The sequence below is a fragment of the Vreelandella alkaliphila genome, assembly GCF_016107625.1.
GTDB lineage: Bacteria > Pseudomonadota > Gammaproteobacteria > Pseudomonadales > Halomonadaceae > Vreelandella > Vreelandella alkaliphila.
In genome coordinates, this window is the sequence record NZ_JABASV010000009.1 from 103,440 (window position 1) to 116,956 (window position 13,517).

General features: G+C 53.2%; 12 protein-coding genes. 11 read left to right on the forward strand and 1 reads right to left on the reverse strand.

The window, feature by feature from the left end; genetic code table 11:
• Positions 1-49: 49 nt before the first annotated feature.
• Complete coding sequence (locus tag JFC11_RS14290; protein WP_198349822.1) at positions 50-952, reverse strand: LysR family transcriptional regulator; 903 nt, start codon at positions 950-952, stop codon at positions 50-52.
• Between the two features lie 197 nt (positions 953-1,149).
• Between JFC11_RS14290 and leuC the strand changes: the two genes are divergently transcribed.
• The 11 genes from leuC to folC all read left to right on the forward strand — a co-directional run bounded on the left by leuC (position 1,150) and on the right by folC (position 13,515).
• On the forward strand, positions 1,150-2,601 hold the full coding sequence (gene leuC / locus JFC11_RS14295; protein WP_120387048.1) for a 3-isopropylmalate dehydratase large subunit: 1,452 nt from the start codon (positions 1,150-1,152) through the stop codon (positions 2,599-2,601).
• A gap of 3 nt (positions 2,602-2,604) precedes the next feature.
• Positions 2,605-3,252, forward strand: a complete 648-nt coding sequence (gene leuD, locus JFC11_RS14300; protein WP_038483703.1) for a 3-isopropylmalate dehydratase small subunit — start codon at positions 2,605-2,607, stop codon at positions 3,250-3,252.
• Positions 3,253-3,294: 42 nt separating this feature from the next.
• Positions 3,295-4,374: a 3-isopropylmalate dehydrogenase gene (gene leuB / locus JFC11_RS14305; RefSeq protein ID WP_198349823.1), complete on the forward strand. Its 1,080-nt coding sequence runs from the start codon at positions 3,295-3,297 to the stop codon at positions 4,372-4,374.
• A gap of 128 nt (positions 4,375-4,502) precedes the next feature.
• Positions 4,503-5,615: an aspartate-semialdehyde dehydrogenase gene (asd, locus tag JFC11_RS14310; protein WP_089038162.1), complete on the forward strand. Its 1,113-nt coding sequence runs from the start codon at positions 4,503-4,505 to the stop codon at positions 5,613-5,615.
• 168 nt (positions 5,616-5,783) lie between these two features.
• A complete protein-coding gene (locus tag JFC11_RS14315) occupies positions 5,784-7,325 on the forward strand; it encodes a type IV pilus assembly protein FimV (RefSeq protein WP_198349824.1) in 1,542 nt (513 codons plus the stop codon).
• A 24-nt stretch (positions 7,326-7,349) separates the two neighbouring features.
• Entirely contained in the window at positions 7,350-8,309 is a 960-nt protein-coding gene (truA, locus tag JFC11_RS14320; protein WP_038483709.1) for a tRNA pseudouridine(38-40) synthase TruA, read from the forward strand.
• A complete protein-coding gene (locus JFC11_RS14325) occupies positions 8,306-8,941 on the forward strand; it encodes a phosphoribosylanthranilate isomerase (RefSeq protein ID WP_038483711.1) in 636 nt (211 codons plus the stop codon). The genes truA and JFC11_RS14325 overlap by 4 nt, the downstream gene beginning before the upstream one ends.
• Before the next feature lie 86 nt (positions 8,942-9,027).
• Positions 9,028-10,266, forward strand: a complete 1,239-nt coding sequence (gene trpB / locus JFC11_RS14330) for a tryptophan synthase subunit beta (RefSeq protein WP_038483713.1) — start codon at positions 9,028-9,030, stop codon at positions 10,264-10,266.
• 8 nt (positions 10,267-10,274) lie between these two features.
• On the forward strand, positions 10,275-11,078 hold the full coding sequence (trpA, locus tag JFC11_RS14335) for a tryptophan synthase subunit alpha (RefSeq protein ID WP_009723460.1): 804 nt from the start codon (positions 10,275-10,277) through the stop codon (positions 11,076-11,078).
• 90 nt (positions 11,079-11,168) lie between these two features.
• Entirely contained in the window at positions 11,169-12,188 is a 1,020-nt protein-coding gene (accD, locus tag JFC11_RS14340; protein ID WP_038483715.1) for an acetyl-CoA carboxylase, carboxyltransferase subunit beta, read from the forward strand.
• Entirely contained in the window at positions 12,181-13,515 is a 1,335-nt protein-coding gene (gene folC / locus JFC11_RS14345) for a bifunctional tetrahydrofolate synthase/dihydrofolate synthase (RefSeq protein ID WP_051626458.1), read from the forward strand. Before accD ends, folC begins: the two co-directional genes overlap by 8 nt.
• The last annotated feature ends 2 nt before the right edge of the window (positions 13,516-13,517 follow it).

Below are 13,517 nucleotides of genomic sequence, written 5' to 3' on the forward strand. Positions count from 1 at the left end.
GTGCCTAGTAGGCTCGCATATCGCTTTCCCGCAACACTGGTGCGTGCGGCTAAATGTTGAGAGTGGCGTGGCGGGTGCTTTCCAGTTCTTCAATCATTTTTTTAGCGGCATTAGAAAGCGTACGACTGGTGTGGACGAGATAGCCCAACGGGCGCTGGATGGGAGCGGTGTCTACATTGAGCTCGATGAGTTCGCTATCGATCATGTTTTCAGGTAGCAGGCTCCAGCCCAGGCCCACGCTACACATCATTTTCAGCGTTTCTAGATAGTTTGTCGCCATGCTAACGGGAAGCTGTAGGCCCACTTCGGCAAAACGTTGGCCAATCAAGGTACGCGTAAAGGTTTTGGCACCTGGCAGCACGCAATTGAATTCACATAATTCAGTCAAGCTGAGCGGGCTGCTGGTGTGGCGGGTACGCTGCGCCAGTGGGTGGTCGGTGGCGCAGACAAAACACAGCCGATCGCGCCATAACTCTACCACGTGAAGCTGTTCAACGGGGTGGGGGGCGAGAGTGACTATCGCCATCTCAAGCGTGCCGTCGACCACGCCTTGGTAGGCTAGCTCTGAGTCCAGAAAGTGCAGGTCTAACGCCACTTCCGGGTGGCGATGAGTGTATTGCTTTAAAAGCGGTGGCAGTCGGTGTAGGCCGATGTGGTGACTGGTGGCTAGCATTAGCTTACCGCCTACTTGGCCGGAAAGATTGGCGAGTGCTCGGCGGCTGTCTTCCACGGTAAACAGTATGTGCTGTGCTTTGGGAAGTAATACATTGCCCGCTTCGGTCAGCGCAATGCGCCGCCCGATGCGGTCAAATAACCGGGTGCCAAGTTGGTCTTCCAGAGTAGCGATGCGTTTGCTTACTGCAGGCTGCGTTAGATACAGCTGTTCCGCCGCGCGGGAAAAGCTCTGGGTTTCGGCAACGGCCAGAAATGCTTGCAGGCTTTGAGTATCCACTTGCGACTCCCTGAACAGGTATTTATCACTAGGTACTTAATAGGTGCTATCGAATAAGTATTCCAGTTTGGAATCTAATCTATGAATAACATGAATTGCTTTTATGCGCGACTCGCGTGACACTGCCTGTATAGCCACATAAGCAGCACGTAGAGGCTGCCATACCGAACTAGCAGGGCAATGCCCAGGAGAGCAACATGTCAGGTCAAACGCTTTACGACAAACTCTGGAATCAACATTTGGTGAAACAACGTGACGACGGCACGGCGTTGATCTATATCGACCGCCAGTTGCTTCACGAAGTCACCTCTCCCCAGGCGTTTGAAGGACTGCGCCTGGCTAATCGCAAGCCCTGGCGTTTAGATGCTAACTTGGCAACGCCTGACCACAACGTTCCTACGACGGTAAAAGAGCGCGCTGAAGGCAATAGCGGTATTAAAGACCCCGTGTCGTTAATCCAAGTACAAACCTTGGACGATAACTGCCTTGAGTACGGCATTGAAGAGTTCAAAATCAACGACCCGCGCCAGGGTATCGTGCACGTGGTAGGCCCAGAGCAGGGCGCAACGTTGCCCGGTATGACCGTGGTGTGTGGCGATTCCCACACCGCTACCCACGGCGCGTTTGGTGCCTTGGCCCATGGTATTGGCACCTCAGAAGTTGAACACGTTATGGCGACCCAGTGCTTGCTGGCGCAAAAAATGAAGAACATGCAAGTGCGCGTGGAAGGCGAGCTTGGCCTGGGCGTGACCGCTAAAGACGTGGTGTTGGCGATTATTGGCAAAATTGGCACCGCTGGTGGTACGGGCTATGCCATTGAGTTTGCAGGTAGTGCGATTGAGTCGCTCTCTATGGAAGGTCGCATGACCGTATGCAACATGGCCATTGAAGCGGGTGCCCGTGTGGGCCTGATTGCCGTCGATGACACGACGATTGATTATCTGGCCGAGCGTCCCTTTGCGCCCACTGCCCAGCAGTGGGAAGCCGCCGTAGCCGATTGGCGTAACCTGGTTTCCGATGCCGATGCGCAGTTCGATAAAGTAGTTACTCTGCGAGCTGAAGAGATCGAGCCTCAGGTCAGTTGGGGGACTAGCCCGGAAATGGTCACCGGTATTTCCGGCCAAGTGCCAGACCCCCAAGCCGCGTTGGATGACACCGTGCAGCGCAGCCACGCGCGTGCCCTCGAATATATGGGCTTGCAGGCAAACCAGAAAATTACCGATATCAAGCTCGATAAAGTATTTATCGGCTCCTGTACTAACTCGCGTATTGAAGATTTACGCGAAGCGGCCAAGGTGGCGAAAGGTAATAAAGTTGCTGGCTCTATTAAGCTGGCTATGGTGGTGCCGGGTTCTGGTTTGGTGAAACGCCAGGCAGAAGCAGAAGGCTTGGATAAAATCTTTATTGAAGCTGGCTTTGAGTGGCGTGAGCCGGGTTGCTCAATGTGCTTGGCAATGAATGCCGACAAGTTGGGCGCTGGTGAACACTGTGCATCAACGTCTAACCGCAATTTTGAAGGTCGTCAGGGTTACGGTGGTCGTACACATCTGGTGAGCCCTGCGATGGCCGCGGCGGCAGCGATTGCTGGTCACTTTGTTGATGTACGTACCTTACCCGCCAACGACACTAGCCACGCGCAGGAGGCCTAAGCCATGAAAAAGTTTGAACGTTTAGAAGGAATCGTAGCGCCGCTTGACCGTGCTAATGTCGATACCGACCTGATTATTCCGAAGCAGTTTTTGAAGTCGATTAAGCGCACAGGCTTTGGCGTGAACCTGTTTGATGAACTGCGCTACCTGGATGAAGGCCAGCCAGGACAAGACTGTTCGCAGCGCCCGCTTAACCCAGATTTTGTGTTGAACCAACCGCGGTACCAAGGTGCTGAAGTATTGCTGGCGCGCCGCAACTTTGGCTGTGGTAGTTCACGCGAGCACGCCCCGTGGGCGCTCGAAGATTTTGGTTTCAAGGCGGTGATTGCGCCAAGCTTTGCCGATATTTTCTACAACAATGCTTTCAAAAACGGCATTCTGCTGATTACGCTAGAAGAAGATGTTGTTGACCGCCTGTTTACGGAAGTGGCAGGCAGTGAAGGCTATCAATTAGACGTAGATTTAGAAAATCAGCGGGTCATTACGCCCAGTGGCGAAATTCTCGAATTTGAGGTGGATGCGTTCCGGAAGCACTGCCTGCTGAACGGTCTGGACGATATTGGTATTACCCTGCAGGACGAAGACGCTATTCGCGCGTTTGAAGAAAAACATCGCCAGCAGCGCCCGTGGTTATTCCGTCAGCCTGCGTAAGTGTTCATTCACCTTCAACGTTTGAAATGCTAAGGAAATTGCATGACTCATAAGGTATTACTGCTGCCGGGTGACGGTATTGGCCCTGAAATTGCGGCCCAGGCGGCTCGCTTGCTGAAGGCCTGCCAGGAAGCTGGTTTGGATATCGACGTCGAAGAAAGCCTTGTCGGTGGCTCTGCTTACGATGTTCACGGTGAGCCACTGCCTGCTGAAACTCTTGAAAAAGCCAAGGCAGCCAGTGCTATTTTGCTGGGCGCTGTTGGTGGCCCCAAATGGGATACACTCGAAGACCTTTCCAAGCGTCCTGAAAAAGGCCTGTTAGGTCTGCGTAAAAACTTGGGTTTGTTCGGCAACCTGCGTCCGGCCATGCTTTATCCGCAGTTGGCTAGCGCTTCTAGCTTGAAGCCGGAGTTAGTGGCTGGGCTGGATATTATGATTGTCCGTGAGCTTACCGGTGGCATTTATTTCGGCCAGCCACGTGGCATTGAAGAGCGCAACGGCGAGCGGGTGGGTTTTAACACCTACATCTACTCTGAAAGCGAAATTGAGCGTATTGGTCGCGTCGCCTTTGAAATGGCTCAGAAGCGCGGCAAAAAACTCTGCTCGGTAGATAAAGCCAACGTGTTGGAAGTCACTATTCTGTGGCGTGAAGTGATGGAGCGTTTGGCACCAGAGTACCCGGATGTTGAGCTTTCCCATATGTACGTGGATAACGCCGCCATGCAGCTGGTGCGCGCGCCGAAACAGTTTGATGTGGTAGTGACGGGCAATATGTTTGGCGATATTCTTTCCGATGCCGCTGCCATGCTTACCGGCTCTATTGGCATGTTGCCTTCAGCATCGCTAAACGAGAGTGGGCAGGGCATGTACGAGCCTTGCCACGGTAGCGCGCCAGATATCGCTGGGCAGAATATTGCTAACCCGTTAGCGATGATGCTATCGGTCGCGATGATGTTGCGCTATTCATTGAATGAAACCGCCATGGCTGAGCGCATTGAAGCCGCTGTTGGCAGTGTGTTGGATGATGGCTTGCGTACTGCTGACATCGCCTCTAAAGGAACGCGCCGTGTCTCTACCGATGAGATGGGTGATGCAGTATTGGCGGCCTTCGCAAAAAATTAAATTATGTATAAAGCGTGCTAACTAATTGACGCTGAAAGGTATTAACAGTCGGCCACCCTAGGGGTGGCCGACGTTGTGTCTAATATTTGTGTATAATATCGCTCTCATTCTTAGTTGGAGGACTTCACATGTTGAAAGTCGGTTTCGTGGGATGGCGTGGCATGGTTGGCTCAGTGCTGATGCAGCGCATGCAGGAAGATGGTGATTTTAACGGTATTGAACCGGTATTTTTCACCACCTCCCAAGTTGGTCAGCCTGGCCCCGATATCGGCGTGGACGTGCCTCCACTGAAAGATGCGTTTGATATTGATGCGTTAAAAGCACTGGACGTGGTGGTGACCTGTCAAGGTGGCGACTATACCAAGCCGGTTTATAAAGACTTACGTGAGGCGGGCTGGAAAGGCTACTGGATTGATGCGGCCAGCACCCTGCGTATGGAAGACGAAGCGACCATTATTCTGGATCCGGTCAATCGTAAGGTGATCGATAACCAGTTAGCGAAGGGTGCTAAAACCTTTGTCGGCGGCAACTGCACCGTGAGCCTGATGCTGATGGGCTTGGGTGGCTTGTTCGAAGCAGACATGGTCGAGTGGATGACTTCCATGACGTACCAAGCAGCTTCCGGTTCAGGCGCTAAGCACATGCGCGAGCTGTTGAACCAGATGGGTCAACTGCGCGACAGCGTAGGCGAAGAGCTTAAAGATACCTCTAGCGCGATTCTGGATATCGACCGTAAAGTGACTGCTGCGATGCGCAGTGGTGACTTTCCCACGGATAATTTCGGTGCACCGCTAGCGGGTAGCTTGCTGCCATGGATCGATACCAAGCTTGATAACGGCCAAAGCCGTGAAGAGTGGAAGGGCAGCGTTGAGACTAACAAGATCTTAGGTTTGCAAAACAACCCGATCCCCATCGATGGCCTTTGTGTGCGCATCGGTGCAATGCGTTCTCACAGCCAAGCGTTCACTATTAAGCTGAAGCAGGATGTGCCGCTTGATGAGATCGAAGATCGTATTGCTAAGCATAATGAGTGGGTTCAGCTGATCCCGAACGACAAAGACGCTACAGTTGCTGGCCTAACGCCCGCTGCTGCGACTGGCACGCTGCAAGTACCGGTCGGTCGTCTTCGCAAGCTGAATATGGGCGGCGAATACTTGTCAGCCTTCAGTGTTGGTGACCAGTTGTTATGGGGTGCTGCCGAGCCGCTCAAGCGTATGCTGAAGATCTTACGCGAGCAGTAGAGCACGCCACGCTTAAATAAAGGCGTTGATAAAAACGGGAAGCTGTTCGCAGCTTCCCGTTTTTTTATTCTCTGGGTGTGGTAAAAAGGATGCAGAGTGTGATTTTGCTAAGTAAATGTAAGAAAGTGTGGCTTGGCCGCAACCAAATAAAAGGCAGCAGAGGCCTTTATGAGAAAACAGTTAACAGGGATGTTGGGGCTATCGCTGAGCGCTATTAGCCCGCTGGCAGTGGCGCTTGGGTTGGGCCAGGCAACGGTAAGTTCGCCGTTAGATGCGCCGCTTGAGGCCACTGTGCCGCTTCAGGAAAGCGAGCATTTCGCGCTGAGTGATTTACGTGTCGACCTGGCAAACGAATCGGCGTTTAGAGCGCTGGGGTTGGAGTGGACACCCCTTACGGCAAGTATCAGTGTTCAGGTTCAAGAGCAGCCAGCTGGGCATCGACTTTTGCTGCGCTCTTCCCAGGCAGTTCATGAGCCATGGTTGGATCTACTGTTAACGATTTCTTCGCCAGAAGGGCGGCAGACGCGCACTTTAACGCTGTTGTTTGATCCACCTGAATACGCGTTAGGTAGCCCTGTTGACGCCATTGGCTCGGCCGAAGCGACCAGCAGCGCAGCCGCTTCTATGGCATCGGTCGCACGCGATATTGTCTACGTAGCCAGTGGCGATACTCTTTGGAGCGTTGCCGCAAGGGTGAAGCCAGCCGATGTAACCATTCAACAAATGATGACGGCGCTCTTAGCAGCTAATCCCGCTGCGTTTCCCACTGGCAATGTAGATGAACTCCGTGCGGGCCAGACGCTCAATATCCCTACCCGTCAACAGGTTGCTTCACGAACGTCCAGCAATGCTGCCCCGGCGATTCAAGCGATGCGTCAGCCTGTAGACCGTCAGGTTGAGCCCCAAGAAAAACCTGAAAGCCATAGTGATTCGAGCGTGGAGCAGGCAGGCGAGCCAACCATGGAAAGTGTCGACCAGGGCACTAATCCATCCCCGCAAACATCCGATACTGTCGCCATCGAGCAAATGCTCGCTGAACAGCTGTTGGAGAGCCAGGATAGGCTGCTAGCGGCGCTTGACGAGCGCGAAGAAATGCGTGATGAGCTAGTCATGCTGCGTCAAGAGGTGGTGTCGCTAACACAAGCATTGAGTGCGTCTCAGCGCGAGCTTCAGCAAGCTCAAAAAATATCAGATGCGCTGGCGGGGAGTGCCGCGCTGATGGCAAACAGCCATACACCTAACGAGATGCCTAACCTGAACCGTTCGCAGAGTGCGTCAGACACGATTGTTGAGCGCATTACCGCCTATCAATGGCCGCTTGCTAGTACTGCGTTAGCGCTTTTGTTGGGAGCGCTAGTATGGTCTCGCAGACGTCGCGAACGGCAGTGGGAAGATGTTCCGCCCACTTCATCAGTTTATAACGCTGATACGATGCCAACTGCTACGTTTTCACCTACTACGTCTTCACCTACTGCGCTTTCACCTACTATGCCTTCATCTACTACAGAACCACCAGCGCGGGATTCATCAACAGCCGATACAGTACCGGCTAACAGTAAGCCAGTACCGATAGTTGAGGCCGAACGGCAGGAGACGTCTTCGCCTTCAGTCATGGGGAGCAGCCAATATGGGCGGAAGAGCGTCGAGGAACGCTGGGAAATCGAAGAGGTGGCATTTGAGCCACGACGTCGGGATAATGGCACATCCTAACTATCTTCTATGTGACGTGGCTTCATGACGCTGTTTTACCATTTTGACGAAACAAAGCCCTTAACGGGGCGCCTAGCGATGGGCATTGAATATGATGGTACGCGCTTTTGCGGCTTTCAGCGTTTGAAGCACGCAGCTTCAGTTCAGCAAGCGGTGGAAGATGCGCTGGAAAAAGTGGCCAGCGCACCAGTGCGTATTCATGCCAGTGGTCGAACCGATTCTGGCGTGCATGCCACCCGTCAGATCATCCATTTTGACCCGCCTGTTCAGCGTTCTGAAAAAGCCTGGATTTTTGGCAGCAACACCAACCTTCCTAGAGACGTCGCTGTGCGCTGGGTAAAACCTGTGTCCGATGACTTCCATTCCCGCCTGGGCGCACTTGGGCGTCGCTATCGTTATATTTTGTTGAATCAAATTAGCCGTCCGGTGTTAGAACGCCACAACGTAACTTGGTGTCGAGATCCGCTAGATGCCGATGCTATGCATCGGGCGGCACAGGCTTTAGTAGGCGAACATGACTTCAGCAGCTTTCGAGCGGCGGGCTGCCAGTCCAAAACGCCTTGGCGGCAAATGCACTTTGTAGAAGTGAAACGCTATGGGCCAATAGTGGTCATTGATATTCAGGGCAATGCTTTTTTGCACCACATGATTCGCAATATTGCGGGGGCGCTGGTCAGCGTAGGGCGCGGCTCACAAGATGAAGGGCACATTGCGCGCCTGCTGGCACTGAAGAATCGCCGAAAAGGCGATGTCACTGCACCAGCCTGTGGCCTTCATTTCGTAGACTCACTTTATGACGAACGATTTGATCTGCCCAAAGAGCCGTTAGGCCCCAACCTGCTCGCATTTACCGGTGAGTGGACCGGGGAACGTCAGTTACCTGATAATCCGCGCATTGCGGCACGGCGCAAGTTGACGTTTAAGAGTCAGACGCCTTTAAACCAAGAGTCAGCGCCTTCAGAGCAGCAGGAGACCCCATTATGAACGCGCGTTCTGGTCGTACACGGATTAAATTCTGTGGCTTAACTCGCCATGAGGACGTCGCGCTGGCAGCATCGCTTGGTGTGGATGCGCTTGGCTTCGTGATGTGGCCTAAGAGCGCCCGCAGCATAACGCCTGCTGTGCTGGAAGAGTTGGCAGTGGAAGTACCTGCATTTGTGACGCGTGTGGGGTTGTTTGTTAATCAGCCCGCTGAATTCATTGAGCAGTGCTTACCTTACTTGGATTTAATTCAGTTTCATGGTGAAGAGCCTGCCTCGTTCTGTCAGCAGTTTGGACGGCCTTGGATTAAAGCACTGCGCATGCGTGATGATATCGACCTGCATCAGGCGGCGGCTGACTACTCGCTTGCGCAGGCGCTGCTATTAGATGCCTATCGACCTGGTATCCCAGGGGGAACGGGAGAGACGTTTGATTGGTCTAGAATCCCCGCAACCTTAGAAAAACCTGTTATCCTGGCTGGTGGGTTAACGGCTGATAATGTGGCTTCTGCGGTTAACCAAGTAATGCCTTATGCTATTGATGTCTCTGGTGGTATAGAAATATCTCATGGCATAAAAGATGCCGAGTTAATGGCATCTTTTGTTCAAAATGTGGCGTTAGCCTGCGCCCATTAAGCTCATTGCGTAGCGTACCCGACAGGGTGACTACGCCTCATTGTTAGTTCATTTATTGTTTGCCTGTTCTGGCGATCTTGTGAGGTATGCCTGTGACTGTCTCAGCGACTGAAACCAAGTTCAGCGACCTGACCCGAATGCCGGATGCCCGTGGTCATTTTGGCCCCTACGGCGGCCGGTTTGTGTCGGAAACCCTGAGCTTTGCCCTGGAAGAGTTAGAGCAGACCTACCTGAGTCTGCGTGATGATCCCGATTTCCAGGCTGAGTTTGACCGTGATCTTGCCCATTATGTGGGGCGTCCTTCGCCGCTTTACCATGCAGAGCGTTGGTCACAGTCGTTAGGTGGCGCGCAAATTTGGTTGAAGCGTGAAGACTTGAACCACACAGGTGCCCACAAGGTTAATAACACCATTGGCCAAGCGCTGTTAGCCAAAAAAACCGGCAAGCCCAGGGTTATTGCTGAAACCGGAGCAGGCCAGCACGGTGTTGCTACGGCGACTGTGGCAGCTCGCTTAGGCCTGGAATGTGACGTTTATATGGGGGCGGCAGACGTTCAGCGCCAGAAGCTGAACGTTTATCGTATGCGCCTGTTGGGTGCACGTGTAATTCCGGTCGAATCAGGCACTCGTACGCTTAAAGACGCAATGAATGAAGCCTTGCGTGATTGGGTCACCAATGTTGATAACACGTTTTACATTATCGGCACCGTGGCGGGTCCGCACCCTTATCCGCAGTTGGTGCGTGATTTCAACTCGGTAGTGGGGCGTGAGGCGCGCCAACAGTCATTAGCGCAAATTGGGCGTTTGCCAGATGCGCTAATTGCCTGTGTGGGCGGTGGTTCCAACGCCTTGGGCCTATTCTATCCCTTCGTCGAAGATGATGCGGTGGCGATGTACGGTGTCGAAGCCGGTGGCGATGGTATCGAAACAGGCCGACATGCCGCGCCGCTTTCGACTAATGCGCCGCGTGGTGTTTTGCATGGCAACCGAACTTACTTGATGTCTGACGAAGCGGGACAAGTGTCTGACACGCACTCGATTTCTGCTGGCCTCGACTACCCAGGGGTTGGGCCTGAACACGCGCTATGGAAAGATGTTGGGCGAGTTAACTACGTAGCCGCAAACGATAAAGAAGTGCTGGAAGCGTTTCGTGAACTGACGCACATGGAAGGGATTATGCCAGCATTGGAATCGGCCCATGCGCTTGCTCATGCGAAGGTGCTGGCACCGACCATGCGCCCTGACCAGCATATCGTGGTCAACCTTTCTGGTCGTGGTGATAAAGATATCATGACCGTTGCGAACATCGATGGCATTGAGTTTTAAGGGCTAGCATGAACCGTATTGACCAGCGTTTTTCCGAATTAAAAGAGCAGGGTCGTAAGGCCCTGATTCCTTATATTACCGCCGGTGACCCTGCGCCTCAGTACACTGTGGGCTTTATGCATGCCCTAGTAGAGGCGGGGGCTGATATTATTGAGCTTGGCGTGCCGTTTTCAGACCCAATGGCCGATGGCCCGGTGATTCAAAAGGCCTGTGAGCGCGCGCTTAAGCAGGGCACTCGCTTGGTTGACCTGCTGGATATGGTCGCTGAGTTCCGCCAAGTGGATGCTAAAACGCCTATCGTGTTGATGGGGTATCTCAATCCGATAGAGCGGATTGGCTATGAAACGTTTGCTGATAAAGCGGCAAGCGTTGGCGTTGATGGCGTGCTCGTGGTAGATATGCCGCCTGAAGAGGCTGATGAGTTCGGCCCGCTGTTAAAAGCCCGCGATTTAGCAGCGATTTTCTTGGTTGCGCCTACCACTTCCAATGCTCGTGCCGCTACAATATGCGCCCACGGTGAGGGCTATCTCTATTATGTTTCGCTTAAGGGCGTTACCGGTGCTGCTACACTCAATGCTGACGATGTGGCAGAGCATCTCGCGCCCTTGCGCGAAATGACCGATTTGCCATTATGTGTTGGCTTCGGTATCCGCGATGGTGTGACTGCCGCTGAAGTGGCGAAAGTCGCTGATGGTGTGATTGTTGGCAGTGCGCTAGTGAACCGCATTGCAGAGAGCGTTGACGCACCTGAAACCATTGCTGGTCAGCTTAAAAGCGTGTTGGGCGAAATGCGCACCGCGATGGATGCCTAAGCGCATTCCCTCATCGTCTACACTGAATTGATTGACGACACTCATCAAGCTTGGCGTTGCTAAGCATGACGTATACGGAAACTTTTTGATATGAGCTGGTTAGACAAGATTGTGCCCTCCATGGGGCGTATCCAGCGTAAAGACCGTCGCGCCAGCGTGCCCGATGGCCTCTGGCGTAAATGTCCCAAGTGCGAAGCGGTTCTCTATCTCCCTGAGCTTGAGAAGCACCACAGCGTCTGTCCCAAGTGCGACCACCATTTACGGTTGACCGCGCGTAAACGTTTGGACTGGTTTTTGGATAAAGAGGGGCGACAAGAGATCGCGGCTGAGATTGAGCCTAATGATCGCTTGAAATTTCGCGACTCTAAAAAATACAAAGACCGCTTAACGGCTGCCCAAAAAGAGACCGGTGAAAAAGATGCGCTGGTCGCTATGCGTGGCGAGCTAGACGGGCTCCCGGTTGTGGCTGTTGCTTTTGAATTTACCTTTATGGGTGGCTCAATGGGGGCGGTTGTGGGCGAGAAGTTTGTCCGCGCGGCAACCATTGCACTTGAAGAGCGACTTCCGCTGATCTGCTTTGCCGCTTCTGGTGGGGCACGGATGCAAGAAGCACTGTTTTCACTCATGCAGATGGCCAAAACCTCGGCAGCGCTTGAAAAGCTTAAGCAGTCGGGTGTGCCTTACATTTCTGTTCTGACAGATCCAGTGTTTGGCGGGGTATCCGCATCGCTAGCGATGCTGGGCGATCTAAATATCGCCGAGCCCAATGCCTTGATTGGTTTTGCTGGCCCGCGCGTTATTGAACAAACCGTCCGTGAAACGCTGCCGGAAGGTTTTCAGCGCAGTGAATTTCTGCTGGAACACGGCACCGTAGATATGATTGTGCATCGTCATGAAATGCGTGCTCGTGTTGGTGGTGTGCTGCGTAAGCTGACTCATAATATCGCGCTACCTACCGAAGGTGATGTCAGTGACGACGCATCGATTGACGAGCCGTTGGTTGATGAAGCGCCAATAGCCGATGCTGTAGATGCAACAGACGTTGATACGCCTGAAACGCATAGCGAAGCCAGCACCGTTAAGAGCGACGATTCGACCCGCAATGCCTAAGTCTATAGCCCCTGAATCTTTAGCTTCTGACTCTTTAACTCCAGGGTCTTTAGCCGAATGGCTGCACTACCTTGAAACCCTACACCCCGTAGGGATTGATATGGGGCTTGAGCGCGTAGCAGAAGTTGCCAAGCGCATGGGGTTACTAAACAGCCCGATTGCACCACAGGTGATTACGGTGGCAGGTACGAATGGCAAGGGGTCAACCCTTGCCATGATGGATGCTGTCGCACGCACGCACGGTTTGCGGGTGGGGACTTATACTTCGCCCCATCTAGTACGCTATAACGAGCGTGTCACGATCAATGGTGACCATGCTGACGACCAGCGGCTAATGACTGGTTTCTCTCGCGTAGAGGAAGCTAGGCTACAAACGCCTGAAATTAGCTTAACCTATTTTGAGGCGGGAACGCTGTGCGCCCTCTGGTGCCTAGCACAGGAAAACCTCGACTTAGCGCTGCTCGAAGTTGGTCTGGGTGGGCGATTAGATGCTGTCAATATCATTGATGCAGACGTTGCTATTGTTACCACTATTGCTCAGGATCATGCCAATTTTTTGGGGTCTGATATTGCCCAAATTGGCCGAGAAAAAGCAGGCATCTTTCGTGCTGCAAAACCCGCTGTATTGGGCAGTCGACTGCTTCCCAGCAGTGTAGCAGAGGCTGCCAATGCAATTGCCGCTCCTGTTTACTGTCTTGGTGAAGCTTTTAGCCACTCAATTACTGATGACTCTGCTGCTGATAGCCTGTCTGAATGGAGCTGGAGTGGGCTGAACTGCCAGGGAGAGGTTATTTCTCTGGCAGGCCTTCCTGATCCCGGTTTGCCAATTGATAACGCAGCAACGGCTCTCCAAGCATTGACACTTAGCGGATTAGTGGTGAATGCAGACGCATGCCGCCGTGCGTTTCATGGGGTGCAAGTGCCAGGACGTATGCAGTGGATAGGGCAGTGGTGCTTGGATGTCGGGCATAATCCTCATGCAGCCGATTATGTCGCTAGGCGACTCCCATCGGTGCCTGAGGGTGGTCGGCAGTGGGCGTTGATCGGCATGCTCAATGATAAAGACGCTGATGGTGTTATTAGTGCTTTGCTACCCCGCATTACTGACTGGGTATGCGTGGCGTTGGAGGGCGAGCGTGGTCGGTCAGCTGCCGAGCTGGCGGGGCGTATCACATCTTTGGGTGGACGTGTGCATCTTTGCGCCAGTTCCCCAGAGGCCGGAGTACAGATAATGGCTGAGCAGTTGGCACCCTCCGACCGGGTGTTAGTTACCGGCTCGTTTTTTACAGTTGCGGCCTTGTTGGAAATAACACTGCCGCAAGCTTAATC

Excerpts from the sequence above, each read along its gene's own strand:
- leuC (WP_120387048.1), top strand. The coding sequence starts at position 1,150 with ATGTCAGGTCAAACGCTTTACGACAAACTCTGGAATCAACATTTGGTG.
- leuD (WP_038483703.1), top strand. The coding sequence starts at position 2,605 with ATGAAAAAGTTTGAACGTTTAGAAGGAATCGTAGCGCCGCTTGACCGT.
- leuB (WP_198349823.1), top strand. The coding sequence starts at position 3,295 with ATGACTCATAAGGTATTACTGCTGCCGGGTGACGGTATTGGCCCTGAA.
- asd (WP_089038162.1), top strand. The coding sequence starts at position 4,503 with ATGTTGAAAGTCGGTTTCGTGGGATGGCGTGGCATGGTTGGCTCAGTG.
- JFC11_RS14315 (WP_198349824.1), top strand. The coding sequence starts at position 5,784 with ATGAGAAAACAGTTAACAGGGATGTTGGGGCTATCGCTGAGCGCTATT.
- truA (WP_038483709.1), top strand. The coding sequence starts at position 7,350 with ATGACGCTGTTTTACCATTTTGACGAAACAAAGCCCTTAACGGGGCGC.
- JFC11_RS14325 (WP_038483711.1), top strand. The coding sequence starts at position 8,306 with ATGAACGCGCGTTCTGGTCGTACACGGATTAAATTCTGTGGCTTAACT.
- trpB (WP_038483713.1), top strand. The coding sequence starts at position 9,028 with ATGCCTGTGACTGTCTCAGCGACTGAAACCAAGTTCAGCGACCTGACC.
- trpA (WP_009723460.1), top strand. The coding sequence starts at position 10,275 with ATGAACCGTATTGACCAGCGTTTTTCCGAATTAAAAGAGCAGGGTCGT.
- accD (WP_038483715.1), top strand. The coding sequence starts at position 11,169 with ATGAGCTGGTTAGACAAGATTGTGCCCTCCATGGGGCGTATCCAGCGT.
- folC (WP_051626458.1), top strand. The coding sequence starts at position 12,181 with ATGCCTAAGTCTATAGCCCCTGAATCTTTAGCTTCTGACTCTTTAACT.